Annotated in this window: 30 protein-coding genes; 20 read left to right on the forward strand and 10 right to left on the reverse strand. The window is 59.8% G+C overall.

Translation table 11 applies throughout. The annotated features are described in order from the left end of the window. From B7444_RS14475 to B7444_RS14490, 4 genes are all read right to left on the reverse strand, one after another. Nucleotides 1–1696 (reverse strand): recombinase family protein (locus tag B7444_RS14475; protein ID WP_048855205.1); only part of this gene is annotated, 1696 nt, incomplete at its 3' end. 28 nt (nt 1697–1724) lie between these two features. After that, the gene (locus B7444_RS14480) at nt 1725–2105 is read right to left on the reverse strand and encodes a helix-turn-helix domain-containing protein (protein ID WP_007283917.1); all 381 of its coding nucleotides are present in this window, start codon (nt 2103–2105) and stop codon (nt 1725–1727) included. Beyond that, nucleotides 2095–2418 carry a type II toxin-antitoxin system HigB family toxin gene (locus tag B7444_RS14485; protein ID WP_007283918.1) on the reverse strand — a complete coding sequence of 108 codons (324 nt, stop codon included), beginning with the start codon at nt 2416–2418 and terminating at the stop codon, nt 2095–2097. The genes B7444_RS14480 and B7444_RS14485 overlap by 11 nt, the downstream gene beginning before the upstream one ends. A 101-nt stretch (nt 2419–2519) precedes the next feature. Further along, complete coding sequence (locus B7444_RS14490) at nt 2520–2747, reverse strand: hypothetical protein (RefSeq protein ID WP_007283919.1); 228 nt, start codon at nt 2745–2747, stop codon at nt 2520–2522. A 107-nt stretch (nt 2748–2854) separates the two neighbouring features. On the opposite strand from B7444_RS14490, the gene B7444_RS14495 reads away from it, so the two are divergent. Next, nucleotides 2855–3580: a DUF2726 domain-containing protein gene (locus B7444_RS14495; RefSeq protein ID WP_035730568.1), complete on the forward strand. Its 726-nt coding sequence runs from the start codon at nt 2855–2857 to the stop codon at nt 3578–3580. 99 nt (nt 3581–3679) lie between these two features. On the opposite strand, the gene B7444_RS14500 is transcribed toward B7444_RS14495, so the two are convergent. Further along, nucleotides 3680–4474: an NAD(P)H-dependent oxidoreductase gene (locus B7444_RS14500; protein ID WP_007283921.1), complete on the reverse strand. Its 795-nt coding sequence runs from the start codon at nt 4472–4474 to the stop codon at nt 3680–3682. 101 nt (nt 4475–4575) lie between these two features. On the opposite strand from B7444_RS14500, the gene B7444_RS14505 reads away from it, so the two are divergent. The 4 genes from B7444_RS14505 to B7444_RS14520 all read left to right on the forward strand — a co-directional run bounded on the left by B7444_RS14505 (nt 4576) and on the right by B7444_RS14520 (nt 7613). Further along, complete coding sequence (locus tag B7444_RS14505) at nt 4576–5490, forward strand: LysR family transcriptional regulator (protein ID WP_007283922.1); 915 nt, start codon at nt 4576–4578, stop codon at nt 5488–5490. 348 nt (nt 5491–5838) lie between these two features. Then, nucleotides 5839–6519 carry a DNA methyltransferase gene (locus B7444_RS14510; RefSeq protein ID WP_007283923.1) on the forward strand — a complete coding sequence of 227 codons (681 nt, stop codon included), beginning with the start codon at nt 5839–5841 and terminating at the stop codon, nt 6517–6519. 370 nt (nt 6520–6889) lie between these two features. Continuing rightward, nucleotides 6890–7078: a transcriptional regulator domain-containing protein gene (locus tag B7444_RS17485; RefSeq protein WP_373277516.1), complete on the forward strand. Its 189-nt coding sequence runs from the start codon at nt 6890–6892 to the stop codon at nt 7076–7078. Between the two features lie 49 nt (nt 7079–7127). Next, complete coding sequence (locus B7444_RS14520) at nt 7128–7613, forward strand: DUF2285 domain-containing protein (protein WP_048855207.1); 486 nt, start codon at nt 7128–7130, stop codon at nt 7611–7613. Between the two features lie 46 nt (nt 7614–7659). Here B7444_RS14520 and B7444_RS14525 read toward each other — a convergent pair whose 3' ends face one another. The 3 genes from B7444_RS14525 to B7444_RS14535 are packed head-to-tail and all read right to left on the reverse strand — an operon-like array spanning nt 7660 to nt 10657. Further along, nucleotides 7660–8187, reverse strand: a complete 528-nt coding sequence (locus B7444_RS14525) for a hypothetical protein (protein ID WP_146911359.1) — start codon at nt 8185–8187, stop codon at nt 7660–7662. Nucleotides 8188–8228: 41 nt separating this feature from the next. Continuing rightward, entirely contained in the window at nt 8229–9407 is a 1179-nt protein-coding gene (locus B7444_RS14530; protein ID WP_007283927.1) for a hypothetical protein, read from the reverse strand. Further along, nucleotides 9404–10657: a hypothetical protein gene (locus tag B7444_RS14535; RefSeq protein WP_007283928.1), complete on the reverse strand. Its 1254-nt coding sequence runs from the start codon at nt 10655–10657 to the stop codon at nt 9404–9406. Before B7444_RS14535 ends, B7444_RS14530 begins: the two co-directional genes overlap by 4 nt. Nucleotides 10658–10999: 342 nt before the next feature. On the opposite strand from B7444_RS14535, the gene B7444_RS14540 reads away from it, so the two are divergent. From B7444_RS14540 to B7444_RS14565, 6 genes are read left to right on the forward strand one after another with little or no spacing between them, the layout of a single operon-like run. Next, nucleotides 11000–11269: a helix-turn-helix transcriptional regulator gene (locus B7444_RS14540; RefSeq protein ID WP_007283929.1), complete on the forward strand. Its 270-nt coding sequence runs from the start codon at nt 11000–11002 to the stop codon at nt 11267–11269. Next, complete coding sequence (locus tag B7444_RS14545; protein ID WP_007283930.1) at nt 11270–12388, forward strand: replication initiator protein A; 1119 nt, start codon at nt 11270–11272, stop codon at nt 12386–12388. Further along, complete coding sequence (locus B7444_RS14550; RefSeq protein WP_007283931.1) at nt 12385–12900, forward strand: DUF2840 domain-containing protein; 516 nt, start codon at nt 12385–12387, stop codon at nt 12898–12900. The genes B7444_RS14545 and B7444_RS14550 overlap by 4 nt, the downstream gene beginning before the upstream one ends. Further along, nucleotides 12897–13502 (forward strand): S26 family signal peptidase, encoded by a 606-nt coding sequence (locus tag B7444_RS14555; RefSeq protein ID WP_007283932.1) that lies wholly within the window; start codon nt 12897–12899, stop codon nt 13500–13502. The genes B7444_RS14550 and B7444_RS14555 overlap by 4 nt, the downstream gene beginning before the upstream one ends. Continuing rightward, entirely contained in the window at nt 13486–13821 is a 336-nt protein-coding gene (locus tag B7444_RS14560) for a DUF736 domain-containing protein (RefSeq protein WP_007283933.1), read from the forward strand. Before B7444_RS14555 ends, B7444_RS14560 begins: the two co-directional genes overlap by 17 nt. A 3-nt stretch (nt 13822–13824) precedes the next feature. Further along, entirely contained in the window at nt 13825–14478 is a 654-nt protein-coding gene (locus B7444_RS14565; RefSeq protein ID WP_007283934.1) for a lytic transglycosylase domain-containing protein, read from the forward strand. On the opposite strand, the gene B7444_RS17260 is transcribed toward B7444_RS14565, so the two are convergent. Further along, a complete protein-coding gene (locus B7444_RS17260) occupies nt 14444–15322 on the reverse strand; it encodes a hypothetical protein (RefSeq protein WP_231502984.1) in 879 nt (292 codons plus the stop codon). The genes B7444_RS14565 and B7444_RS17260 overlap by 35 nt on opposite strands. A 213-nt stretch (nt 15323–15535) precedes the next feature. On the opposite strand from B7444_RS17260, the gene B7444_RS14570 reads away from it, so the two are divergent. Then, nucleotides 15536–16768, forward strand: coding sequence for a DUF3363 domain-containing protein (locus B7444_RS14570; RefSeq protein WP_373277517.1), 1233 nt, complete (start codon nt 15536–15538; stop codon nt 16766–16768). Between the two features lie 275 nt (nt 16769–17043). Here the strand turns inward: B7444_RS14570 and B7444_RS14575 are convergent, their stop codons facing one another. Further along, complete coding sequence (locus tag B7444_RS14575; protein ID WP_007283937.1) at nt 17044–17949, reverse strand: LysR family transcriptional regulator; 906 nt, start codon at nt 17947–17949, stop codon at nt 17044–17046. 99 nt (nt 17950–18048) lie between these two features. Here B7444_RS14575 and B7444_RS14580 point away from each other — a divergent pair, with 99 nt between their 5' ends. The 8 genes from B7444_RS14580 (at nt 18049) to B7444_RS14615 (ending at nt 24918) form a co-directional block, all read left to right on the forward strand. Then, nucleotides 18049–18744: an SDR family NAD(P)-dependent oxidoreductase gene (locus B7444_RS14580; protein WP_007283938.1), complete on the forward strand. Its 696-nt coding sequence runs from the start codon at nt 18049–18051 to the stop codon at nt 18742–18744. A 312-nt stretch (nt 18745–19056) separates the two neighbouring features. Continuing rightward, entirely contained in the window at nt 19057–19962 is a 906-nt protein-coding gene (locus tag B7444_RS14585; protein ID WP_197026270.1) for a LysR family transcriptional regulator, read from the forward strand. A 350-nt stretch (nt 19963–20312) separates the two neighbouring features. Then, nucleotides 20313–20609 carry a DUF2285 domain-containing protein gene (locus tag B7444_RS14590; RefSeq protein ID WP_035730537.1) on the forward strand — a complete coding sequence of 99 codons (297 nt, stop codon included), beginning with the start codon at nt 20313–20315 and terminating at the stop codon, nt 20607–20609. A 117-nt stretch (nt 20610–20726) separates the two neighbouring features. Beyond that, nucleotides 20727–22715 carry a conjugal transfer protein TraG gene (locus tag B7444_RS14595; protein ID WP_007283943.1) on the forward strand — a complete coding sequence of 663 codons (1989 nt, stop codon included), beginning with the start codon at nt 20727–20729 and terminating at the stop codon, nt 22713–22715. 2 nt (nt 22716–22717) lie between these two features. Beyond that, nucleotides 22718–23161: a ribbon-helix-helix domain-containing protein gene (locus B7444_RS14600; RefSeq protein WP_007283944.1), complete on the forward strand. Its 444-nt coding sequence runs from the start codon at nt 22718–22720 to the stop codon at nt 23159–23161. A gap of 172 nt (nt 23162–23333) precedes the next feature. After that, on the forward strand, nt 23334–24314 hold the full coding sequence (gene trbB / locus B7444_RS14605; protein ID WP_035730536.1) for a P-type conjugative transfer ATPase TrbB: 981 nt from the start codon (nt 23334–23336) through the stop codon (nt 24312–24314). Continuing rightward, a complete protein-coding gene (locus B7444_RS14610; protein WP_007283946.1) occupies nt 24311–24643 on the forward strand; it encodes a TrbC/VirB2 family protein in 333 nt (110 codons plus the stop codon). The genes trbB and B7444_RS14610 overlap by 4 nt, the downstream gene beginning before the upstream one ends. Next, nucleotides 24643–24918 (forward strand): VirB3 family type IV secretion system protein, encoded by a 276-nt coding sequence (locus tag B7444_RS14615; RefSeq protein WP_007283947.1) that lies wholly within the window; start codon nt 24643–24645, stop codon nt 24916–24918. Before B7444_RS14610 ends, B7444_RS14615 begins: the two co-directional genes overlap by 1 nt. Nucleotides 24919–24926: the final 8 nt, after the last annotated feature.

Raw genomic sequence — 24926 nt, forward strand, 5'->3', positions numbered from 1 at the left:
ATAACCTGAAGGCCGCAGGTTCAAATCCTGCCCCCGCAACCACTGATACCGACACTCCCGTGAGCAAAGCTCCGGGAGTGTTTCTTTTTTCAGCCTTTCCAATGGCTTGCCGCTCGATCCAGTTCAGGATCGTCCCCACTTCCCCATACAGCATCGCGTCGATCTCGCCCCGGTTTGGGTCAGGAGTGAGCACGATCTTCTCGATCAATGCCCGCAATGCCTCGGCGGCTTCCAGCCGTTCTTCGGGGCGGTTGAGGGCGTCGGTCAGGCGGCCGACCTTGCGGGCATAGATTGCCGAGGCACTCGGCAGCAGGTCCGGCACATCGTCGGGGACGTCGGACAGGAGGGTCGTCAACTCTGCTTTGCGGGCTTCGAGCGTATCCATCTCCGCCTTCATGGAGGGATGGAACATGCCCTCCTTGATGGCCTCGATGATGCCCCGGATCTGCTTCTCGACTTTCACCTGTTCAACCTGCCAGACATCGGCGTTGGAGCGGCGCTCGCGGTTGAGCCGGTTGGTCTCCTCGGCATAGGCGCGCATCGCCTCGGCAGCGATCTCCGGCGCCATCATCCGGTCCTTCAGCCCGGAGAGCACCCGGCGTTCCAGATCAGGGCGGGGGATCGTCCGGCTGTTGGTGCAGGAACCATTGGTGACGTGGGATGAGCAGGCGAAGCGGTCGGAACCTCGCAGCGTGTAAGGGCCGCCGCACAGGCCGCAGAACAGCAGGCCAGACAGCAGGGATTTCGGCCGGCGTGTGCCGTTGAGCCGGTTCCGTTTGTGATGAGCTCGCACGGCCTCGGTGACGTTGACGTATTTCTCGGCGATGATGCTTTGGCGGGCCTTGGTTGCCTGCCAGAGCGCGTCATCGACGATCCGCAGGTCGGGAACTTCCGTGATGACCCATTCTGATTCTGGGTTCAGGCGCGAGACGCGCTTGCCGGTGGACGGATCTTTGATATAGCGCTGTCGGTTCCAGACCAGGCGGCCGATATACAGTTCGTTGTTGATGATGCCGGTGCCGCGCTTCACATGACCCCGGATGGTGGTATCGCTCCACAGCTTGCCCTCGGGGCCGGCGATGCCCTGATCGTTCAGGGCTTTGGCGATGGTGCGGGGGCCGATGCCGGCGGCGAAGTCGCCGAAGATGCGGCGGATGATTTCTGCCTGGTGGGCGTCGATCTCGCGGTCGCCCCGGATCTGTTCGCCTTTGGCGTCGAACTGGCGGACGACGCGATAGCCGTAGCACAGCCCGCCGCCGGATTTGCCGTCCTCGACCCGACCGCGCAGGCCACGATGGGTCTTGGCTGCCAGGTCTTTGAGGAACAGGGCGTTCATCGTCCCCTTGAGGCCGACATGCAATTCTGAGATTTCGCCCTCGGCGAGGGTGACGATCGGCACACCGGCGAATTTCAGGTGCTTGAACAGGGTGGCGACGTCGGCCTGGTCGCGGGAGATGCGATCCAGCGCTTCGGCCAGAACGATATCGAACCGTCCGGCCTGGGCATCCTGCAACAAGGTCTGGATGCCGGGGCGCAGGATCATGCTGGCGCCGGAGATGCCCGCGTCCTTGTAGGCGCCGATCACCTTCCACTTCTCGCGCTTAGCATGTTCGCGGCAGATGCGGAACTGGTCCTCGATCGAGGCGTCGCGCTGGTTGTCGGACGAGTAGCGGGCATACAGGGCGACGCGGGTCATGGGGATGTTCCTTGGGTAATGTTTCCTATCAGGCGACCTTGTCCATCCGGCTGGGCCGGATCAGCACCTCGGCCGAGATGCCGAGGCCGTCATGCAACTGGCGAATCATGTCGATCGACAGACCGCGCTTGCGATTCAGTACGTCGGCCACCCGGTTGCGTGGACCGATCATCGGCTCCAGATCCTTGCGGGTGAGGCCCTGCTGCTCCATCCGGAAGCGGATCGCCTCGACCGGATCGGGCGGATCGATCGGATGGTGTTTCGCCTCATAGGCGTCGATCAGGGTTGCCAGCACATCGAGGCGGTCGCCGTCCGGCGTGCCGCTCTTCGCCCCCCACAGGCGCCCGACTTCTTCCAGCGCTGCGTCATAATCCGCTTCGCTGCGGATGGGTTTCAGGTCAGCCGTCATGCTCCACCTCCGTCACGTCGATCCTGTCATACGCCTTGTGCGTGCCGATCCATTTGATCCAGACGATGCTTTTCTCGAAATCGACCGCCACGACCAGGCGATAGGCGTTGCCCTTGATGTTGAAGACGATCCGCTCGGCGCTGACGATACTGGCCGTCGCATAGAGCCGCTTCACATCGGCGGTGCTCGTCCACGCAGCCCTGCCGACTTCGGCGAACCAGGCGTCCAGCGCCGCTTTCACGGCCGGCTGGTCCTTCTGACCCACCAGACTGTCGACGAACTCTCTCAGCGTGCGACGGGCGATGATCCTCATTGACTGACCTTATATCACGGGACCATAATGGTCACAAGAAAAATGCACGACTGCCCGGCGAGGGGGCGTTCGCCGGGGGAAACGCAGCCGGGAAGAGGAAGCTACCGCATGGGGCCGGATCGGTTCTGGCGGGTCTGTTTCCGCTCCAGCGCGCGGGCACGCTCAAACTGCTCGCGGGCGATCTGACGCCCGATCAGGCGGGCGAGGGATCGGACGGCTTCATTGGAGGGGCGAAACGCCTCTTCGGCTGTTTCCGCCTCAGTGGGGCCGAACACCTCGATCCTGATCCTGTCGGGTTTGCGTGCCATCCTGTCCACTTTCCCGGTCATGGGGCGACAGGAACGATGAAGGACAGGACAAGGGGATTTGAGAAGACTGTGCGGCGGCCCATGCGGTAATCGGCGGTGATCGCGCAGAAAAGGGAGGCTTATTGGTCGTGGAAAAGGTGATCATTCTTCTGGCGATCGGATATGCGATCGGATTCTATATTCGAGGGCGTCGTGCAGCGGCCGATCTGGCGCAGGCAGGGCAGCAGATTGCCGAGAGGAATGCCCGACTTCAGAGTCTGGATCGTCAGATCTCTGGACGTGATGCAGAACTATCGTCTTTGCGCCGCCGGATTGCCACGCTGGAAACACAGGCCGCCGACCAGAAGAAGGACGCAGAGCGTCGGCGGCAATATTTTCAGGACAACGACCTCTCCAATACGCAAAACCAGTTACATTTTATCAGTCAGTGCAGTCTGCGGGCCGTCCGTCCCGTTAATAAGGAGGCTGTGCAGGTGCTCTACGCGCTCGACGAATGGATCAGGACATATCAGCCCGACTGGCGTTTCGCTTTCGAGGTCTCGATGGGTGGGTTCATCAGAACGACTTACGACCCGGAAGATCCACGTCAGAAGCAGGCTTTCAGCTCCTATAGCGGCAAGCGTGTCGATTTTCTGCTGATTGATCGCTATGGGCTGCCAGTTCTGGTGATTGAATATCATGGCACAGGCCACGACCTGTCCGGCGATGCTGATGACCGCATGGCGGTGAAGCGTCTGGCTTTGCAGAAGGCCGGTATTCCGCTGCTCGAAATCCCCGAAAAGATGGCCAGGGCGCAAATCATGGCTGCCATTTCCGAGGCCGCCGGGGCGGCTCTCAAGGTAAAAACAGGCTAAGGGAGTGCCAGGACGCGTGTCAGAAGACTTCGTCCCGGACCGCCCCTATGACCATAGTCATGGTTATGGCTACGCAAAGCATCACAGGCTTTCACGCGGTTATTTCTGCGTCGTCATTGCCGCATGCAGGGCAAAGCCGACGGTACCGGGTGCTTCCAGACCGGCCTTCAGCTCCATGGTGGGGATCTGATAGTCGCCACCATTCTGTTGCCGGTACGGGATTGGCGCCGCCGTTGCCAGTGTAAGCATCCGTTCGCGGAGTTGCTCCGCCAGGATGTCAAAACCCGTGTCATCCAGTCGATCCACCTTGTAGGCCACGAACGGCGGCAGGACGGTGAAGCCCGGATAGAACAGGACGCCGTGATTGATGGGAAACAGCAGATCGTCGATCGGACCGTTGATCCCGCGCGCGGAATAATGTTCCGGCCAGCCTCCGGCTGTGACGACCAGCATGGCGCGCTTGCCCGCCATCGTCCCCTCGCCGTAGCGGTCGCCCCAGCGGCGGTCGCTGTGTTTGCCAACACCATAGGCGAACCCGCAGGCATAGACGCGATCCACCCAGCCCTTGAGGATCGCGGGCATGGCGAACCACCAGAGCGGGAACTGGAGAATGACAGTGTCGGCCCAGCGCAGCTTGTCCTGTTCGGCTTTCACGTCATCCGTCAGGCCGCCCTCGGCGAATTCGCGCGAGGACGCGGAAGCCACTTTCAGGCGCTCGTCCGCGGGGATGTCCGGGAAGTCAGACCGGTCAACCGTCGCTTTCCAGCACATGGCGTAGAGGTCGGATACCCTGACCTCGTGGCCCTGCGCCTGCAACGCGCTGATGGCGACATCGAGCAGGGCGCCGTTGAGAGAGTGCCGTTCGGGATGGGCGAAGACGATCAGGATGTTCATGAGCGTGTCTTTCCACGGAAAGAAATTTCGTGTTCGGCCCAGGCTAGCCGATAGGCTACTGTTCTCCCATACGGTGAGAACGAAAGGCATAATGCCGGAAAATGGAACAATCTCTGATCTCGCTGGAACGCATGCGGACGTTCGTGCGTGTGGCTGAACGCGGCAATCTGGCGGCCGTCGCGCGGGAAACCGGCACGGGGTCATCCACCGTCACGCGGCACCTGCGTGAACTCGAAGAGGCTCTGGGCGTGTCACTGCTGACGCGGACAACGCGGCGTACCGCGCTGACCGACGAAGGAACGCGCTATTACGCCCATTGCGTACAGATCCTCTCCCTCGTCGAGCAGGCGAGCCAGGAAATACGCGATACGCGGCAGGCGACGGCCGGGACGGTGCGCATCTCCTGCACCGGCGCGCTGGGCGTGCTGCATGTCGGCCGCCTTATCTACGAGTTTCAGGACCGGAACCCCGGTATACGGGTCGAGTTCGGACTGACGGACGAGCGCATCGATCTGGTGCGCGAGGGGGTCGATATCGCCATCCGCCTTGGCCCCCTGACTGATTGCGCGATGAAACTGCGGTCCCTGGGCAAGAGCGGGCGCCTTCTGGTCGCGTCGCCCGAATGGCTGCGCCGTTACGGCCCGGTGCGGCGGCCGGAGGATCTGCACAACCGGGAGGGCGTGCGGATGTCACGCGTGCAGGGCTCGGAGCGGCTGGTTCTGCAGAGCGCGGAAGGTAGAAACCATGTCGTGCCGTTTCATGGCCGTCTGGTCGTCGATCATGGTCTGGCTGCGCGCGACGCGTTTCTGGCCGGGCGAGGTTACGGGCCGGCCCATCGCTGGCTGGTGGAGGATTGCCTGCAGGATGGTCGCCTCGTACCCGTGCTGCCTGACTACACCTTGTCGTCCGTGCCGCTGAGCATGCTGATTGCGCCGGAGCGGACGAATTTGACGCGGGTTCGGCTCTGCGTTGAATTCCTCACGTCAGGGGCCAGAGAAATTCCGGGTATTCGCTGATGACCGGATGGCCGTGAAATCTCAAGCATCGCAAAAATCAGGCTGTTCTATTTTCCATACCGTGTCTGGAAAAATGATTCGGTCGCAACGTATGGGTGCCATTTCCGAGACTGTGAGGAGGGGCGAAAAGATAGGAACAGGCTAAGGGCTCCGCCCTCGCGCCGGCAAGGGTTCGCGTCAGCGCGCTGACGCCGCCCGATAGGGTTTCCCCGATCTTCCTGCGCTGCGCTCCGTGCAGACCGGGAGAGACCCCTCCCCATCGGCCGCCCTTGCCGTTGCTACCCCGCTGCTCGCCGCGAGGCAGAGGAACAGCGGGGGCTGTTCCTCGCGGAACAAAGGGTAGAGACCATGACCGGCAACACCATCACGGCAACCGATTTCCGCAATACCATTCTCAACGGCGACAGCGTGGGGCTGATGCGGGCAATGCCGCGCAATACAGTGGATTTCATCCTGACTGATCCGCCTTACCTGGTGAACTATCAGGGCCGGGACGGGCGGAAGGTCCGCAACGACGACAACGCGCGTTGGCTCCGTCCGGCGGTCAACCAGATGCACCGTGTTCTGAAATATGGCGGTTTCGCCGTCAATTTTTACGGATGGAACAAGATCGACCTGTTTGCCGAAGCCTGGAAGGCCGCCGGGTTCCGCATGGTCGGGCATATTGTGTTTCGCAAATCCTATGCGTCATCTTCGGGGTTCCTGCGCTACGAGCATGAAAGCGCCTACCTTCTGGCGAAAGGGAACGTAAAGCGGTCCGGTCAGCCGGTACCGGACGTGATCGACATGCCGTATTCGGGCAATAAACTGCATCCGACGCAAAAGCCGGTGGCGGCGTTGCTGCCCCTGGTGGAAGCGTTCTGCCCGGTGGGCGGTCTGGTTCTGGACCCGTTCGCCGGTTCAGGGTCGTCGCTGGTGGCGGCGCAGCATTTTGGCCGCGACTGGCTGGGGATGGAACTGGACGCCGAACACGCGGCAACGGCGACCCGGCGCCTGGCCTGGCACGCGGCGAAGAAGGTGGCGGCATAGGGATCGAACGCCGCAGGGCCGACAATTCGGTTCTGCGGTGCCCCCTTCCTTGGCCTGTCTGTCCGCGCAAATTTGCGCCGATCCGACTTCGCGGATCGGCGACGGGAAGATGGGAAATAAGCGTCGCTCGCCGGGCGAGTGCCCGGCTCGCGGACTATTCTTGCACGCGCGGATGAACGCCATAACGTCCTGCGATCTCGTTACGAGATCGACATATCTCCAAATGCAGTCTGCACAAAATCTTCCCATTGCGCATCCTGATGTTCCTGCTGCCAGAAGCAGGCGCCAGAGGAAGGGTAACGCGATGCCGATGTCAAATTGGCAGTCGCCGGCCGCTTACGAACACGCACAAGACATTGCAGCCGCCGGCATGGCCTGGGAATATCTTCGACGTGACGACGAATACCGTCGCGCGTTCCAGCGAATGAAAAGGCTTGCGGCTCCAAAGCCAGGGGGCAGCAAAGCCCTTTCTGAACGATGGGGGTTGCGATTTCCCTGTCGATCCGGCGCAGCCTGCTGGCCGCACGCCTGTCTTCTGGATACCGGAACTTTCGCCTGACGTCATTGAACTGCACGCAGCATTTGCGGACGCGGATGATCCGGCCGTCATGCTGATCAACCTGACGGAATTACCTGATCTCGTTGCGCGGATGGATGGAGAGGAAGCGTGGCATGGTTTCTGGCGGCCCGGCGCGTCGGCGCATCAATTCTGGCTCCCGACACATCCACCGGATGGACGCGCCACCTATGCCGTGATCCTGCCGTTCGATAAGCTGCTGGAGCTTCGCGTGGAGGCCGTGCTGCGTCTATGGCGCGCGCTGGTTGGCCGATCTGAGGGCAAGTGGGCTCATGATTTTCCGCAGCAAACGCGGGACCGGCATATCCTGATATTGCGAGCGGTTGATGGTCGGGCGGCTGGTGCGAGTTATCGCAAGCTCGCAGAGGTCTTACTCGGGTTTCGCGGAAGAAAAGCCGACTGGGAAAACAATCCTCGCAAGAACCAGGTCCGCCGCCTTGTTGCTGATGGGCGGTATTATGTTCGGGGTGGCTATCGTGACCTATTGCGCTATCCGATCCGGCTATCTGAGCGCTGAGGTCAGATCAAGAAATGGATCGCTTCCATTTTCTGGTCTTGTATCTTTAACGTTCATCATAAGGCCGGGCATCATGCATTAATTTCTTAAAATAGGTGACGAGCTTCTCATGGAGATAATCGGCTGTGATGTCGTCTAATTTGGCAGAACCCGCACCGCCTGCCTGGCTGGGCGTCGCCTCGTGAAAGGTTACTAGACGCTTGGCCTTTTCGCATATCACCGTGAAGTGAGATTCGTTAGTGTTATGAATGCCTTTAATGTTACGCGAGGCATGAGTAAACGCCAAAGAGACACGTTCCAATGAACTGGAAGTAGAGGTAACGCCACGTCCATAGTTATTGCCTGTCGGCGTTTCAGATTTACGTTGGACCGAACCATTCCAGCCGTTTGGACGAAGATATAAGATAAAATCTTCAAACGCAGGTGCAATCACCTCATCGGTTTTCGCGCGGAATTGCTCAATAAACGCTGCTTGCTGCTCGGCTTCAATATTTCGCTTTTGTTCGGATTTTATCTTGCGGTTAGCATCGTCAACAAACAGCGCATCGAGTTTGTTTTTGATTTCGTCCTTCATTGTGCGTTCTGTATCCTGTGTTTTTGGCTTTTCTGACATCTTTATAAAAGTTTGCCATCATCGATTGGAGGTACAACTACCTCCGATGATGGCGATGTAGAATCGGAATCAGCGTCTTCCTTGGCGGCAGGAATAGGATTGTCCAGATTCCAGCTTTGAGAGAAAACAACACGATTGATTGCGATAAAATCTAGTACGGCACCCAAGAAGGATTTGGCATCGATTGGAAGATCATCGAATGACGGACAGTCGGTCAAGAATGCCGCTTGCTCAAGATCTCGTGCCGCATTGAAAAGACGCTCAGAGTTTGTCATCTTCACGACAATCTCTGCTAGACTTTCTGCGGGCACGGATTTAAGCGCGTCATTGAACCGAGTGTGAATAATCTCGGCGAGACCAGCACCGTTGGGGGCATAATCTCTTATAGCAGCTTCCGCCCAGCGCAGCTTTTCTACGGTGCCCTTCGGATCATCCCCAAAACGGATTGCGTCTGTTAAGTTGGCCAGTCGGTCATGATGGGGACGCAAGGCCGATTCCCCAGAAGTGAAATCAAGTGCTGCGGCCGCGATGGCAGCACTGAAATATGTGAGCCGAGTGAAGACCTGTGCGGGCAACGAACCAGGATGCGCTTCGACACACATCTTGGCAAAGTATTGTGCCCCGTCAATAGCTGTATTCGCACAGGATGGTCCGAAACGATCAGCAACTGCGGATTTTACAGATGCGAAGATATCACGGACATTCTTTGAAGATCGCGATGTATCGACTTTAGCAATTAATTCCCCGAGATCTTCATCTGACAAGCGAGATGAAACGGTCAGCCTTTGGCTTGATTTCAGCCTTTGCAAATCAGCATTGTCGATCCACAATACATTGTGTTTTCGCGCCAATTCTCTTAGCGAGCGGCGTGTGTCGCTTGTGGCGATGCCGGTCGCTTCGACCTGAATTAACTCGGCCAGCCCTTTCACAAAAAATAGGCGTTCGGCGGCTTTAGGCTGGGCATTATCCTTGATATCGATAATGATCCGGCGACGAGCAAGCGTCGCTGATCGTTCATAAAGCCAGAGATCAATATCCGTCAGTTCGTCGCCGCCATGTCGCAACTTCACGCCACGCACAACGAAAAATCCAGCGCCCAAAAAATATGAACGGACGATTTCTTCGGTCTCGAAGCCTTTTTTTCCAGTTTTCTTGGATACGTTGGCTGGTTTGCTGCTCATAGGCCGCCTCCGCCACGAATTGCACTCAAAAGAGATCTGGTTTGCGCTCGGCTCGTGGGTGACTGTCCTTTGCGCAAGCGGACGCGTGCTGCCTCTGGGGCAGTATAACTTCGCATCCCAGCGCTCGGTAATGTTTCTAAAGCCGCCGCTGCCGCGTTTCTGCCTTTCAATACCTCTAAGGCAATGACTCCCACTTCGCGTTTGAGTAGCCGCATCTTGAACCCGTAGCCCGAGCGTTCGGTCTGGACAACACGTTCAATTTCAAGTGCGCGATAATCGTTGCCAATAGCAGTGGCTGGCCCCACAGTGCCGCCTCGGATAAGTTTTCCTAGAAGAAGGTTAATTCCCCAAATCTGGCCGCGAGCGGCTGAACTGTGCGTCATGCCATAGGTCAAGGCTGCTACAAGAGCTTTTGCATGGTCAAAAGCGTCTTCTGTAAGCGGATTGCTGAATTTATGGAATGATCCTGGAGACGTTATGAAAACATGCTCACCCGCCTCATTGGATACGATATTCATGTCGTAAAGAGCTGCAGCCCTTACTTTTGAAAATAATGGCTCTCCGAGTATTTTTATTGCACTCGCCGCTGTTACAGCGCCTGCCGCTTTCAATTCAGCATCGAAAACAACGATTTTATTCTGTTCAGCGGAACTAAGAGAGTCGATGACTTTTTTTGCCTTGGCAGCTGTATCACGACGGAAAAGGTTGCCGTTGAACAGAAGTCTATCTGTACCTTCACCTTCCGCGTCGACAAACCCGATCTGTGATGCCTGCTGGACGAAATCAGTAGCATCTGCCTTGGTGAGTTTATGAGTGTCGCCAAGAAACTCAATCGCACCAATTGCGGTGATCGGAGCCTGCGAGGATAGTTCTGCTAAAGTGATGGCAGCCCGTTCGGTGCTGTCAGGCTCGTTGTCTTCAAAAAGATCAGCAGCGTGCATTAGCGCGGAGGAACCGCTCACGCCTAATACGGACACGGCGCCAGTAGAGGAACGGTCAATGAGCTTGCGCTTTTGAAGGTGCTCCAAGCAGGCTGAAAGCTCTGTTTTTGGGTTGAGATTACCAACTTTCGCAGCCGCGATAACCTGCTCTGGAGTCAAAGTGGCTTCGTCACTTTCCCCAAGACGAGCAAGAAGCCCCGCTGATTTCGCGGCCAAGTCGATTGCGCTGAATTCGGCAGCCCCTCGCATGTCCGCAGCGACCTTACGGCCGTGATGAACAACCCAAGCGCCAGTAGTCTGTTTTTCCACCCCACGCCCTCTACCTGTGAGAGGTCAAATGTTACAGGATTACCAACATAAAGGGAATGCATGATCAATAAGCTTGCGGAGCGATGGCATAGAGTGTGCCGTCACCCGTTTCTCAATCTTCTAGGGAGGCGGTAAAGTTGGAAACCGCAACTATTCCAGCTCTCCAAAGCCCATGGGTCAATTAGCTTGCACAGTGGCTCTTCTCGATAAGAAGTCCCAATCGGGGTGCCGGAATCAACCCCTCTAATTCCGGCACTCTCCAGACCGCCGATCCTCCGCCACGGTTCGCCATGGCCCGCTGTTGTCACCGACAGCCGCCGAACCCCAACCGGAGGCCCGATCATGCTCGATCCCAAGACGGGGTTGCCGCCCCGTTTCCTGCGCACGCCCGATGCGGCGCGCTTCCTCGGCATTTCCATCCGCACGCTGGAAAAGCATCGCACCTATGGCACCGGTCCGACCTATCGGAAGATCGGTGGCCGCATCGTCTATACTCTCGACGACCTCCAGGGATGGACTGAGAACGGTGTCCGCAGGTCCACAAGCGACGAGACACCCTGCCGCGTCTTTCCGGCCCGCCCGCTGACCCCGGCCGAGAAGGCGACACTCTGAATGGCTGACGTCATGCCGCAACGCGGCCAGCACGGGCGGGAGAGTGAGCGGCTGCGCCTCGACCCCTTCGTGATCGCGGGCGGCGATGCCAGTCCCCGCGACCAGCGTGACCTGATGGAGCGGCCGTTCTTCTCGCTTTCCAAGGCAAAGCGCATTGCCCCGATCCTCTACGAGGCCGGTGGCCAGCGGGTCGAGATTCACGGCCTGGCCGAGCACGGCATGGCGACCATCTGGGACGCCGATGTGCTGATCTGGGCCGCCTCGCAGATCGTCGAGGCGGAGAATGGCGGCCTCAGGACGTCCCGCTTCCTGCGCTTCACCCCGTACCAGCTTCTGACGGCCGTCGGCCGTGCCACGGGCGCTCGGGATTATCGCCTGCTCAAGGCCGCATTCGCCCGGCTGCAATCGACCGTGATCCGCACCACGATCCGTAATGGCGAGCACTGGCGCCGGCACCAGTTCTCCTGGATCAACGAATGGGAGGAACGGACGACCCGCGACGGCCGTGTCGAAGGCATGGAGTGCGTCCTGCCGGACTGGTTCTATCGCGGCGTCATCGACCGTTCGCTGGTCCTCACCATCGACCCGGCCTATTTCCGCCTGACCGGGGGTATCGAACGCTGGCTCTACCGCGTCGCCCGCAAACATGCCGGGCACCAGCCGCACGGCTGGCTGTTCGAGATCACGCACCTCCATGAGAAATCCGGCAGCCTAGCGCGTGTCTCCGATTTCGCGCTCGATTTGCGGCGCATTGTTGGCCGCCAGTCGCTCCCCGGTTATCGCCTCACGATCCGACGCGAAGGACGGCGGAAATTGCTGCATATTCGTCCCGTCACCTTATCCACAGTGCCTGTGGATGACGGTGTGGATGGACACGGGATTTCGGGCGCAGGGACTATCGGGACTTCGGGCGCATCACTATCGGGATTTCAGGCGCACGAACTCCAGTTAAGTCTTTGGCCTGAAACGCGGAATCGCGCTCCTAACTTAGAATCTAACTTAGAGTCTAACTTTTTGATGTTGGGGCGACCGGATACCGACCGTGGTGCCGGTGCCGTCGACAGGCCGGGCGATCCGCGCGCGCGTGGTCTTTCTCCCATGCTGGGAGACGGGTCATGACCAGCGCCACAACGTTCCGTGCGCGGGGCCACGCCCTGCCGTTCGCACACGAAGCCTTAACCCATGTCGAATTGACCCACATTGAGAAGCGGGTCGAGAACTGGGTCAGGTTCGGCCATGAGGCTCAGGAACAGATCCTCGACCGGCGCCGTCGTATCTTCTCCTTCCGGCCTGGCAGCGTTTTCGCCTTCGTCCGCTGGGCCGCCAACGATTTCGGCACGATCGCGTCACGCATCGACATCCTGCGCGCCGTGGCACCGGGAGACCCCTGCCAGACGGTGCCTTTCGTCCGACCGGGTGGTGAAATCCTGCTGCGGGTTGCAGGCTGGCCGAAGGTCGAACAGGTGCTCCGTCATATCGATGCGGTGGAAGAGGCCGGCATCGACGCCTGCGCGGTTTCGCCGGATCACTGGCGGCATGTCGGCAACCGGCTGAACGCGGGTGAGCAACCGCGCCCCTACATGATGGCACGTCATCGGGCCTGGCTCAGACGGCGGGAGATCGCGCCATGACCCGCTTCGGTTATGTCATGGCGACGTATTTTGCCGCGATGGGTGTGGCCGTTGCTGCCATCGTCCCCGTGCCGGTGAAGCTGCTCTGGAACGCCTCCGCCAGCACGCCCCTCGGCCTCTACGATCTGACAGCGCCGAACGGGCTGAAGACCGGCGATCTTGTCGCCGTCTGGCCGCCGAAACCACTGGCCGATTTCATGGTCGGGCGCGGCTATATCGGGCGGAACGTGCCGCTGCTCAAGTCTGTGGCGGCATTGCCGGGGCAACAGGTGTGCCGTGTTGGGCGCACTGTCACGGTTGATGGCGTAAAGCTCGGCGAAGCGCAGGACCGCGATCGGCGCAGGCGTATGTTGCCGGTCTGGCAGGGCTGCCGCCGCATCGCACCGGATCAGATTTTCCTCATGAATCCGTCCGTTCGCGACAGTCTGGACGGCCGCTATTTCGGCCCGCTTCCGCGCACCACCGTGATCGGCCGGGCGACGCCGCTCTACACCGACGCGCGCGGCGACGGTCATTTCGTCTGGCACGGCCTGTTCGCTGACAGGCCGATGCCGCTCCTTCCCAATATCGCAATGGAGACTTCCCATGCCGCAGATCGGTAGCTTCACGCGCGACAAAACCGGCTTTGCCGGACGCATCCAGACCTTCCTGGGTTCCCATGAGATCGTCATCGTGTCGACCGAGAAATCGGACTCCGACAACGCACCGGATTATCGCATCCATCGCGATGACGAGGATGGTCCGGAGATCGGTGCCGGTTGGAAACGCACGGGCGAGCGTGCTGGCGATTACGTTGCCCTGCTGATTGACGATCCGTTCCTGCCGCAGCCGTTGCGCGCCAATCTGTTTCGTGACGGCAGCAATGGCGCTATCTGGTCGCTGCACTGGAGCCGCCCCCAGAGGCGCGATGCGCGGGACTGACCCATGCGCAATCAGATCCGGAATGCGTGTCTGCTGGCGGCGGGGTGTCTCGTGTCCATGGTGCCGGTTGCTGTATCGGCGCAGACAATCGACGTCCCGTATGCCGCCCAGATTGCCGAGGCTGCACAGCGCTTCGATATTCCGGCGACCTGGATCAGGGCCGTGATGGGCGCTGAGAGTGCAGGCGATCCGGGCGTGGTTTCATCGGCAGGCGCGATGGGGCTGATGCAGATCATGCCCGGCACATGGGCAGAACTGCGCGTCCGTCATCATCTCGGCCGTGATCCTTATGATCCGCGCGACAACATTCTGGCGGGCGCGGCGTATCTCCGCGAACTGCATGACCGCTACGGTTCGCCGGGTTTTCTCGCCGCGTATAATGCCGGTCCCGAACGCTATGAGGCGTCTCTGGCAGGGCGTCCGCTGCCGCTGGAAACACGCGCTTATGTTGCCGCCGTTGGGCCGATCATCGCAGGTGGTGGCGATGATTCCGTCATGATCGCGGCGGCTGATCGGTTTGCCTGGACCCGTACGCCGCTCTTTATCGTGCAGCCGGATCGCAGCACGGCGGTCGCGTCTGTGCGCGATATGTCGGGGATCATGCCGCGCTCGGATGGCCTGTTCATGATGCGTGGCGGCGTGGGATCGCGGCCATGATGACAATGTGCAGGGCAGGAGGTGGAGAGGCGGAAAGAGGGCAGAAGAGGGAGCGCAAGATTAAAGCGGACGGCACCCCATGGGTCCGATCCGCAGGGCAAGCCCTTGTCTGCACATTGTTTTGGGTGGCACCCCCTTTGAGGGGGTATGGTGCCGCGACAGGCGGCGAAGTCAGTTTCCGCCCTATTTTTCGCGGCACTCCTGTCTGTTTGTGGCAGTTTCGGATGGATCGGCGGCCATGAGCGCGGGCGACGACAACCGGTTTCGCCCGAGGCCGGGTCGCATCCGCGCCAACACGCCGAAGGTCGGTCGTGCCAGGAGTTTCCTGACCAGAGTGCGGACGGTTACGCGCCAGCAACAGGCGGCGACCGGCGCGAGCGGACGCCCTCGAGGTGGCGGTCCTAGCCATGCGCCGAGGGGGGAGGGAAGCATCGCGTCCGGACGTGGTGTGCGGCGTGGACGCGGGGCGACGTTCGTGCGCGCCCGGAACCTCTCGAATGGCTGGAGCCATCGTCGACCGGGTAGCCGCCGCGTCGTCGTCAAATCCCGCTCCGTCCGTGCCGCCGGGCGGAATGGCAAGGCCGCTGCCCATCTCCGTTACATCCAGCGCGACGGCACCGCCCGCGACGGTGAGCGGGGCCGGCTCTATTCGGGGATCGAAGACCGTGCCGATGGTGATGCGTTTCTCGATCGTGGGCGCGACGACCGCCATCAGTTCCGGTTCATCGTCTCGCCGGAGGATGCCGGGGATCTTGCCGACCTGACGGGCTATACCCGCGATCTGATGGCGCACGTTGAGGCCGATCTCGGCACGAAGCTCGATTGGGTTGCCGTTAATCATCATAACACCGGCCATCCGCATGTGCATGTCGTCGTCAACGGCCGCGATGACCTGGGCGAGGATCTGGTCATCAATGGCGATTATCTTGCCAACGGCATCCGCGAACGGGCGAGCGAACTGGTGACCTTGGAACTCGGCCCCGTCACGGAGATCGAGCAACGCCGCAAGCTGGTCGCCGAAATCGACCAGGATCGTTTTACCCGTATCGACCGGGCGATGCTCGCGGAGGCCGAGGGCTGGTTTCTCGATTTGCGGCATGAACCTGATGATCCGCGTGGCCAGGCGGACCGGACGCTCCGCCTGCGCCGTCTTGGCAAGCTGGGCGATATGGGCCTCGCCACAGAGCATGCGCCCGGTGTGTGGGAACTGAGCGAGCGGCTGGAGCCGACGCTGCGCGAGATGGGCGAGCGCGGCGACATCATCCGCACGATGCAGAAGGCGCTCCGGGCGGAGGGCACCGAGCGCGACCCGATGAGCTTTGCGATCCATGATACCACACTGGCGGTACCGATCGTCGGTCGCGTCATCGACAAGCATCTGTCCGACGAGCTGGGCGAAGAACTGACGCTGGTGGTCGATGGGATCGATGGCCGCACACACCATGTTTCCGGCATTGACCCAGCTCGTGTCGCGGAGGCGCGGATTGGTAGCATCGTCGAGATTGGGCCGCCTGACAGCGCTGGACGTCCCTCCGATCGCGCGATTGCCGGCATGGCCGAGGGAGGTATTTATCGGCCGAGCCGTCATCTGGAACAGGCCCGGTTCGAGGGGCGCGTGCCGAGCGGCGACTATGACGGTTTTGTCGCCTCCCATGTCCGGCGGCTGGAGGCCCTGAGCCGGGCCGGTATCGTCGAACGGATCGACGTCGACCAGTGGCGTATTCCCGAGGATTTCGCCACCCGTGCTGCTGCCCATGATGCGGGGAGGGGTGGACGGGCCAATGTTCGCATCCTGTCGACTTTCGATCTCGACAGGCAGATCGGCGCAGATGGTGCGACCTGGCTCGATCGGCGGCTGGTCGGAGGTGCTGTGTCCGATCTGGTGCCTGCCGGCTTCGGGGAACAGGTGGGCGAGGCGATGGAGCAGCGGCGGGAGAGGTTGATCGAGCAGGGGGATGCGGTCCGCCGGCCGGATGGGCGCGTCAGCTACCGGCGCAACCTGCTCGCCACGCTTCGGGAGCGGGAGGTCGCCCGTGTCGGGGTAGAGCTGGCGGCGACGAAATCCGTGCCGTTTCGGGTCGCTGCTGACGGCGAGACGGTCAGTGGCACGTTCACCGGTACCGCCCAGCTATCCAGCGGGAGCTTCGCTATCGTCGAGAAATCCCATGAGTTCACGCTGCTCCCGTGGCGGCCTGTGATTGAGCGTCCTCTCGGTCAGGAGGTGACAGGCATAGTGCAGGGTGGATCGGTATCGTGGCAGTTAGGACGGGCTAGGGGAGTGGGGCGCTGAATTGTAAGGTCTGGAGAGACTCTCTCGCTGCTGGGAGAGCCTGATTGCAAATTTTTTTAACACGCCTCGCATCGTCACAATGCGCGTAGAGTTTGATACACCCAAGGAGTGCTTTCAATAAGTTAAATTCATTTTCCCGTTCGGCTGGATATCTTATGGACTGCGCGTTCGTATTAATCCCAGCTCCAATAGCGTGCCTTATTAGTGGAAAACTAGACTAGGGAAATCGAAATAGTGTTATCGGATATCGCAGGATAAAAAGTTCTGAAAAAGCCCTACACGCTCCCAAACAACCGTAAACAAAAGTCAGTAAACGCCTGGACTTTTGCGGCACGATGGCGGCGTGATGGGTAGATCGCGAAAAGGGGGAATGTTTCGTCCGGCCAGTCGGTGAAAATGTCGATGAGGCGGCTACTTTGAAGTAACTTCTCTGTTCCGAGTGCCATCACCTGTGCTATCCCGACACCTGCTAGACAAGCCTCTAGCATGGACTCCACATCGGAAACCATAAGCCGAGCGGGCGGGCTGATCGGAAAGACCTCCCCCCCTCGACGAAATTCCCAGTTGAATGGACGCCCCGTGATCGGATCGCGATAATCAATGCATTCATGACTCATTAAGTCCCGCGGGTGTTCCAGCTTTCCATGTTTCTTAAGATAGCTCGGAGCGGCAACAGTCAGGATCCGTGTTTCAAGCATTTTCCGCGCCGTGAAATTTCCACCCGGAGGCGGACCAAAGCGTAGAGCCATGTCGAAGCCGTCAGCGATGAGATCACCGACATGGTCACGCATCACGAGTTCAAGCCGAAGAGCGTGATAGTCTGCCAGAAAATCTGCTAGACCGCGTGCCAATATAAGACGTGAGATAAACGGATCGACATTGACCCGAAGTCGACCGGACACACATTGCCTCGCGCACGCAACATCCAGAGCAGCCTCCTCAATGCCAGCGAGGTGCGGTCCAACACGTTCGCAGAACCGGCGCCCCTCGTCGCTCATTCGTAGCGTCCGGGTGGTCCGGTCAAGAAGCCGAACACCTAGTCGGGTCTCCAGCCGAGCAATAGCACGCCCGACGCCGGATGGGGTCATGTGGAGCGTCTCGGCCGCCCGAGACATGGACCCTGCCTCGATCACCGCCATAAAAACGGTCAAACCCGCCAGAAGTCGTCCATCGTAAGCCATCTATCTGTGACTTCTAGTCCATAATGTTGTGACAGATCGACATTACTATCAAAAATAGCGGACGCGTAAAAGATAAGGCAGACTCAACCCGATAAGGATATGAACGTGACACAGCGGCAGACCGCCCTGATTGTGGGGGCCTCTCGCGGGCTTGGCCTCGCACTGGTCAAAGAGTTTTTAGAACGTGACTGGAGCGTCATTGCGACACAGCGCACGCCCTCTCAAGAGCTCGATAAGTTGACAGAGCGCTTTTCTGGAACTCTGCGCATCGAGACCGTCGACATCGCCTATGCCGGTGAGGTTCGTCTCCTCCGAGATCGGCTCGACGGGCAACAGCTTGATCTTCTTTTCATCAACGCTGGGATTGCGCGGTCGATTGAGGCAACACCCGCTACGATCGACGAAGTTGACTTTCTATCCATGATGCTGGTGAACAGCCTCTCGCCTGTCCGAGCAGCAGAAATTCTGCGAGATCTAGTCCCGAGAGGCAATGTTATCGCGATCATGACATCAGAACTCGGTAGCATCACCAATGCAGAAGATGGTTGGCAATGCTATTCAGCTAGTAAAGCCGCTCTCAACATGCTGATGAAGAAATTTGCGAGCCGCTATGCAGAAGACGCATATGCTCTCCTACTTATTGCTCCAGGCTGGGTTCGCACAGAGATGGGCGGAAACGAGGCAACGCTCTCAATTGAAGAAAGTATCCCACTCGTCGTGGACACGATCAACGCCAATCTGGGCCTACCTGGGTTGCGTTACCTTGATCGCTTCAACAGGATTATTCCTTGGTAAGAAGATGTTGAGTGCAACAATTAACAAGTTATTGCGGCACGCTATATACCTCGAAGACCTTACCAAAAGGCATGACCATATACCCTATTGGAGATGCTTTTGCACGTCCGATGGATGACATTGCTCATTTTGGCTGGTTTTTGTGGCGTGAGTTCGCAGAGATTAATCGGGAGAATGTTCTCAATGTAGCCTGCTGATAAGCTGAAACTGCGATGTATCAGCCCAGCGTTTTATCGCTCAGGTTAACGATGTTGCGCCTGCTACGTGAAAGAATTTCTAATGCGGTGGGGTAGGACGAAAATACGACGGAATGTGCCAAGCGAACATCTCAATGTTATCCGCAATATTTCCTTAATTTCGCTTCGACACGCGGTTATCGTTGCTGAGGTATTGAATTTTCGTCAAGCAGCGACTGTACTTGGTACGACACAATCAAGTGTCAGCGCCCGGATCAAGGGATTGGAAGATGCTCTCGGTGTCATGCTTTTCGAACGACGACATCGTGGTGTCCGGCTAACCAATGCTGGGCGTTGCTTCGTTGCCGAGGTATCGACTGGCATTGCAAAAATCGATCATGCTGTGCGCAGGGTAGGCGCATTGATGGACGGTGCAGAAGGACATCTGTCGATTGGACTATATAGTCCAATTTCTACCGGCTTTCTTGCCGATCTGCGCCGTAAATTCCGCACGAACTACCCGATGATTAGACAGTCTGTGTTGGAGGGAAATGAGTCAGAAATAATCGCTCTAGTCCGGGAAGGTACGCTCGACATGGCTTTCATCCTTGGCGCAGTGAATTCCCCCGACTGTCATTCCCGTGAACTTTGGTCTGAGCCGGTCATGGTGGTTCTGCCGACAGATCATCCATTGGCAGAACAGGAAATTATCACATGGATCGAACTCGCCGACGAAACCTTCCTCGTCCGTCATGGCGGGGCTGGGCCGAAAATATTCGAACACGTCGTACGTCGCATAAGTGAACGGAAGCGCAGTTCGCGTATTCACCGTTGCAATGTCGCACGAGATACGCTGATGGCTATGGTTGCTGCTGGTGAGGGCATTACGCTCGTCAGTAAGGCGGCAACATATATACCATTTCCTGGTGTTGTGTTCCGGACGATTGTTGATGAGCCTGAAGAGGCACATTTTAATGTTATATGGTCGCCACATAATCGTAACCCAGCATTGTTGCACATGCTCAATCTAGCCACAAAATGATCCTTTTAATGCAAGCAGGACGGGACAGTTTTCAATAAGCCCCCGGTTCCACGTCGAGTGCCTATGCAATCTTTTCCAGGATCGTAACGCTTGCCGATATGTCCGTGCGTTCGAGCGTCGGAGATAGCTGGTGCTCAGGCCAGTGCAATCGGCCAGTTCCACCTGCGTCATGTCCCAAGTCTTGCGCGCTTCTGTAAGAAGTGATTGCAGCAAAAGCTGCCGGGGTGTGCGCAAGGATTTCTTCATGCGGAACGCTCTCCGACGGGTTGCGGAGCTGTTCCAATAATCCTGATTTGGGATTATCCCATTTTAGGACATGGTTGGCTGCAATCCTGCTGGAGCGCTGTCGGATGACAGCAAGGCCCGAACTAGACCCCGATGTCGATGACCTGGCCCCGACCATGCCGGAGATCACGACTTATGACGAAGTGCATTTCATCACCTATCTCCGCCTGCTCGATGCCGAGGCGGATCGGGCCGATTGGGCGGAGGTGGCGCGGATCGTGCTGCATCGCGATCCGGCGGACGCAGAGCGCACGCGCATCTGCTGGAAAAGCCATCTCGCCCGTGCGCAATGGATGACGAAAATCGGTTATCGGAAGATTCTCGAACAGGCCGTGATCGACGCCCGCGCAACGCGGCACTGACCGTCCTTTTTCTTCGCCATGGTATCCGGTGGTACGATCGCGACTCATTATATATTGTCTGCCGCTGGGTCGCCCCTTCTCTGATCGGTTTCATTCCCCAAGCTGATTGGAGCCCCGATGTCTGGAAGCCGTGTCCTGTGGGGGCAGGTCGCCCTCGTTCTGCTGATCGTCTTCGTCGCCATCTGGAGTGCGACGGAATGGACGGCCTGGCGTCTCAGTTTTCAGTCCCAGCTTGGTGTCCCCTGGTTCATGGTGGCGGGCTGGCCGTTCTACTATCCGCCGGCCTTCTTCTGGTGGTGGTATTTCTACGACGCCTACGCGCCGTCGATCTTCGTGACGGGCGGATATATCGCCTCGTCCGGCGGCCTCATCGCCATCGTGGTGGCCATCGGCTTGTCCATACTTCGGGCGCGGGAGGCCCGCAACGTCGCCACATACGGCTCGGCCCGCTGGGCGGAGGTCGGCGAAGTGAAGGAAGCCGGGCTGCTCGCCCCCGACGGCGTGGTGCTGGGCCGGTGGGATCGGGACTATCTTCGGCATAATGGTCCCGAGCATGTCCTGTGCTTCGCCCCGACCCGCTCGGGCAAAGGCGTCGGGCTGGTCGTGCCCACGCTGCTGACCTGGCCGGGCTCGGCCATCGTTCATGACATCAAGGGCGAGAACTGGGGGCTGACCGCCGGGTTTCGTGCGCGGCACGGGCGTGTGTTGCTGTTCGACCCGACCGATCCGGCTTCATCGCCCTACAACCCGCTGCTGGAGGTCCGGCGTGGCGACAGGGAGGTGCGCGACGTCCAGAACATCGCCGATATCCTCGTCGACCCCGAAGGTGCTTTGGATCGACGCAACCATTGGGAGAAGACCTCGCACTCCCTGCTGGTGGGTGCGATCCTGCATGTCCTTTACGCCGAGCCGGACAAGACGCTGGCCGGTGTCGCGAATTTTCTTTCCGATCCGAAGCGGCCGATGGAGGCGACGCTGCGTGCCATGATGTCCACGTCGCATCTCGGCAAGGCGGGCGTGCATCCCGTCATTGCCTCTTCGGCGCGCGAGCTGCTGAACAAGAGCGACAACGAGCGCTCAGGTGTATTGTCCACCGCCATGTCGTTCCTGGGCCTCTATCGCGACCCCGTGGTGGCAAAGGTGACGGCACGATGCGACTGGCGCATCGCGGATCTCGTGTCCGGCCGCCAGTCCGCGAGCCTCTATCTCGTCGTACCGCCATCCGACATTGCCCGCACCAAGCCGCTGATCCGCCTGATCCTGAACCAGATTGGCCGGCGGCTGACGGAGGATCTGCATGTCTCCGCCCATCGGCACCGGTTGCTGCTGATGCTCGATGAGTTTCCCGCCCTTGGTCGGCTGGATTTCTTCGAGAGTGCGCTGGCCTTCATGGCGGGGTATGGGATCAAATCTTTCCTGATCGCGCAGAGTCTCAACCAGATCGAAAAAGCTTACGGCGCGAACAACAGCATTCTCGACAACTGTCATGTCCGCGTCGCGTTTGCCACCAACGACGAGCGTACCGCCCGGCGTGTGTCGGACGCGCTCGGCACCGCGACCGAGATGCGTGATTCCACCAATTATGCCGGCCATCGCCTGTCACCCTGGCTCGGGCATCTCATGGTGTCGCGGCAGGAGACGGCACGACCTCTACTCACGCCCGGCGAGGTGATGCAGCTTCCGCCGACCGATGAACTGTTGCTGGTCGCGGGCGTCGCCCCCGTGCGTGCGAAGAAGGCGCGCTATTACGAGGACGCGCGGTTCATGGAGCGTGTCCTCCCGCCCCCGGCCACCGGAACGAAACGCCCGTCCGCGCCTCCGTCCGACGACTGGTCGGCGCTGGAGACAATGGCGCCATCAGGAGGATCAGCACCGGGTGGGAACACGGGCGCTGATGGTGATCCCGCCAATGCCGGCATCCGCCGCGAACCGGAATTGCCGGAGTATGAGGACGTCGTGCCGCCCGAGCATCCGGGCGTGCAGGAGTTCGATGTGCTCGACGACGAGCCGGATGTCGATGCTGCCAAAGCGCGCGCCATACGCCAGCAGGCTCGTTTCGTTGCGCGGCAGGCGACGATGGACCCGGCCGATGGCCTCGATCTGTGAGGATGCCCATGCCGAGCAAGACCCGCATGAATGTGTATTTCGAGCCGGAGCTTCTGAAGCAGGTCGAAGCGCTGGCGTTGCGGCGCAACGTCTCGAAATCGGCGGTGATCGAAGCGGCCGTCGCGTCCTTTCTCTCGGCCGACGCCTCGGAGCGGCTGGAAGCGGTGTTCGCCCGCCGCATGGACAGGATCGACCGCCAGGTCGCCGGGATGGACGAGGATATCGCCATTATGGGCGAGACGCTGGCACTGTTCATCCGTTTCTGGCTGACTGTCACCCCGCCACTGCCTGACAGTGCCCAGGCATCCGCCAGGGCGAAAGGCGTCGAGCGGTTCGAGGGTTTCTTGCAATCGCTCGGACGGAAACTGGCGACCGGAGATCGGTTTCTCAGGGAGCTGTCGCGAGACATCGACACGCGGCGCAATGGTGGTGAAGACCCCCAGTAATCGTCAGATTGCGTGGGGTTGGCGCAAGGATTCGTCAATCCCGCCGATCGCCGCCGTTTCCACGCGATGACCGCACGGTATGCGATAGTTGTTGAATCGAGCCGAAATGGGCCTCTTTTAATTATCCCCGTGTGGGGACCATCTGTTCTGGTCCCGTTCGAGCGGGGATCAGATGGTGGTTTCGCATCATAATTCAGAGAGTCAAGCACGCGGCGTCTCGATGCTGCGCACTGCGATGGGGCCGGCGATTGCGGGTCACCTTGCCGATCCCGGCGTGGTCGAGGTCATGCTCAATCCGGACGGGCGGTTGTGGATCGACCGGCTGTCCGAAGGACTGTCCGACACGGGCGACAGGATTACGCCAGCCGATGTCGAGCGCATCGTGCGCCTGGTCGCACACCATGTCGGGGCGGAGGTGCATGAAGCGGCACCGCGCGTATCGGCGGAATTGCCGACTGGCGAACGGTTTGAGGGATTACTGCCGCCCGTTGTGACGGCCCCGAGTTTCGCGATCCGTAAACCCGCTGCCGCTGTCTTTACCCTTGATGATTATGTTGCTGCCGGGATCATGACTGCGGGTCAGGCCCGTTTTCTGCGCTGTGCTGTTGCGGAACGGAAAAACATCCTGGTCGCGGGCGGGACATCCACGGGCAAGACCACGCTGGTCAACGCCCTGCTGGCCGAGGTCGCGAAAACTGACGAGCGGGTCGTGCTGATCGAGGATACGCGCGAACTGCAATGTGCTGCGCCGAACCTCGTGTCTATGCGCACAAGGGACGGCATCGTCACCCTGTCCGAGCTGGTGCGCTCGGCCCTGCGCCTGAGGCCCGATCGCATCCCGATCGGCGAGGTGCGTGGTCCCGAGACACTGGATCTGCTCAAGGCGTGGGGCACGGGTCATCCCGGTGGCATCGGCACGCTGCATGCCGGCACTGCCATCGGCGCCCTGCACCGCATGGAGCAACTGATCCAGGAGATCGTCGTCACCGTGCCGCGCGCGCTGATCGCCGAGACGATCGATGTGATCACGGTGCTGTCCGGCCGGGGCACGCAGCGCCGGCTGTCCGAACTCGCCACTGTGGATGGGCTCGATCCCGCCACAGGCGCCTATCGCATTCATTCAATCCATAATACCGATGGAGAACCCCAATGACCCCCACGCTGTTGCGCGTGCGTCGGCACGCGCCTGTCCTTTCCGCCATGCTGCTGCTGTCCATCGCATGGTGCTCCTCGGCTCTAGCCTCGGGCTCCGACATGCCGTGGGAAACGCCCCTGAACGAGATCCTGGAATCCGTCCAGGGACCGGTGGCGAAGATCATCTCGGTGATCATCATCACGGTCACGGGTCTGACTCTGGCCTTCGGGGAAACCTCGGGTGGGTTTCGCCGCCTGATCCAGATTGTCTTTGGACTCAGCATCGCTTTTGCAGCATCCAGCTTCTTCCTGTCGTTCTTCTCCTTCTCCGGCGGAGCACTGATCTGATGGCGGGGTATGACGATGACGCGGTGGCGGGATTTCATGTCCCGGTGCATCGCTCGCTGACCGACCCGATCCTGCTGGGCGGCGCTCCGCGCGCCGTGGCCATCGCCAACGGCACGCTGGCAGCGGCGATCGCGCTGGGCCTGCGGCTGTGGCTGATCGGGGCCGCATTCTGGATCGTGGGGCATGGGCTCGCGGTCTGGGGTGCCAGGCGCGACCCTTTCTTCATTGAGGTGGGGCGGCGGCATCTGCGTTATCCCGCCTGGCTCCGGGCGTAGGGAGGGCA

It is taken from the genome of Gluconobacter thailandicus F149-1 = NBRC 100600, from assembly GCF_000964465.1.
In the GTDB taxonomy this organism is placed as follows: Bacteria; Pseudomonadota; Alphaproteobacteria; order Acetobacterales; family Acetobacteraceae; genus Gluconobacter; species Gluconobacter thailandicus.

Excerpts from the sequence above, each read along its gene's own strand:
- B7444_RS14590 (WP_035730537.1), top strand. The coding sequence starts at position 20,313 with ATGACAGCAAGGCCCGAACTAGACCCCGATGTCGATGACCTGGCCCCG.
- B7444_RS14560 (WP_007283933.1), top strand. The coding sequence starts at position 13,486 with ATGCCGCAGATCGGTAGCTTCACGCGCGACAAAACCGGCTTTGCCGGA.
- B7444_RS17485 (WP_373277516.1), top strand. The coding sequence starts at position 6,890 with ATGGCCTGGGAATATCTTCGACGTGACGACGAATACCGTCGCGCGTTC.
- B7444_RS14545 (WP_007283930.1), top strand. The coding sequence starts at position 11,270 with ATGGCTGACGTCATGCCGCAACGCGGCCAGCACGGGCGGGAGAGTGAG.
- B7444_RS14540 (WP_007283929.1), top strand. The coding sequence starts at position 11,000 with ATGCTCGATCCCAAGACGGGGTTGCCGCCCCGTTTCCTGCGCACGCCC.
- B7444_RS14525 (WP_146911359.1), bottom strand. The coding sequence starts at position 8,187 with ATGAAGGACGAAATCAAAAACAAACTCGATGCGCTGTTTGTTGACGAT.
- B7444_RS14600 (WP_007283944.1), top strand. The coding sequence starts at position 22,718 with ATGCCCATGCCGAGCAAGACCCGCATGAATGTGTATTTCGAGCCGGAG.
- B7444_RS14485 (WP_007283918.1), bottom strand. The coding sequence starts at position 2,418 with ATGAGGATCATCGCCCGTCGCACGCTGAGAGAGTTCGTCGACAGTCTG.
- trbB (WP_035730536.1), top strand. The coding sequence starts at position 23,334 with ATGGTGGTTTCGCATCATAATTCAGAGAGTCAAGCACGCGGCGTCTCG.
- B7444_RS14520 (WP_048855207.1), top strand. The coding sequence starts at position 7,128 with ATGCTGATCAACCTGACGGAATTACCTGATCTCGTTGCGCGGATGGAT.
- B7444_RS17260 (WP_231502984.1), bottom strand. The coding sequence starts at position 15,322 with ATGATGATTAACGGCAACCCAATCGAGCTTCGTGCCGAGATCGGCCTC.
- B7444_RS14480 (WP_007283917.1), bottom strand. The coding sequence starts at position 2,105 with ATGACGGCTGACCTGAAACCCATCCGCAGCGAAGCGGATTATGACGCA.
- B7444_RS14615 (WP_007283947.1), top strand. The coding sequence starts at position 24,643 with ATGGCGGGGTATGACGATGACGCGGTGGCGGGATTTCATGTCCCGGTG.
- B7444_RS14575 (WP_007283937.1), bottom strand. The coding sequence starts at position 17,949 with ATGGCTTACGATGGACGACTTCTGGCGGGTTTGACCGTTTTTATGGCG.
- B7444_RS14565 (WP_007283934.1), top strand. The coding sequence starts at position 13,825 with ATGCGCAATCAGATCCGGAATGCGTGTCTGCTGGCGGCGGGGTGTCTC.
- B7444_RS14490 (WP_007283919.1), bottom strand. The coding sequence starts at position 2,747 with ATGACCGGGAAAGTGGACAGGATGGCACGCAAACCCGACAGGATCAGG.
- B7444_RS14570 (WP_373277517.1), top strand. The coding sequence starts at position 15,536 with ATGCTCGCGGAGGCCGAGGGCTGGTTTCTCGATTTGCGGCATGAACCT.
- B7444_RS14530 (WP_007283927.1), bottom strand. The coding sequence starts at position 9,407 with ATGAGCAGCAAACCAGCCAACGTATCCAAGAAAACTGGAAAAAAAGGC.
- B7444_RS14595 (WP_007283943.1), top strand. The coding sequence starts at position 20,727 with ATGTCTGGAAGCCGTGTCCTGTGGGGGCAGGTCGCCCTCGTTCTGCTG.
- B7444_RS14610 (WP_007283946.1), top strand. The coding sequence starts at position 24,311 with ATGACCCCCACGCTGTTGCGCGTGCGTCGGCACGCGCCTGTCCTTTCC.
- B7444_RS14550 (WP_007283931.1), top strand. The coding sequence starts at position 12,385 with ATGACCAGCGCCACAACGTTCCGTGCGCGGGGCCACGCCCTGCCGTTC.
- B7444_RS14510 (WP_007283923.1), top strand. The coding sequence starts at position 5,839 with ATGACCGGCAACACCATCACGGCAACCGATTTCCGCAATACCATTCTC.
- B7444_RS14505 (WP_007283922.1), top strand. The coding sequence starts at position 4,576 with ATGGAACAATCTCTGATCTCGCTGGAACGCATGCGGACGTTCGTGCGT.
- B7444_RS14555 (WP_007283932.1), top strand. The coding sequence starts at position 12,897 with ATGACCCGCTTCGGTTATGTCATGGCGACGTATTTTGCCGCGATGGGT.
- B7444_RS14500 (WP_007283921.1), bottom strand. The coding sequence starts at position 4,474 with ATGAACATCCTGATCGTCTTCGCCCATCCCGAACGGCACTCTCTCAAC.
- B7444_RS14580 (WP_007283938.1), top strand. The coding sequence starts at position 18,049 with ATGAACGTGACACAGCGGCAGACCGCCCTGATTGTGGGGGCCTCTCGC.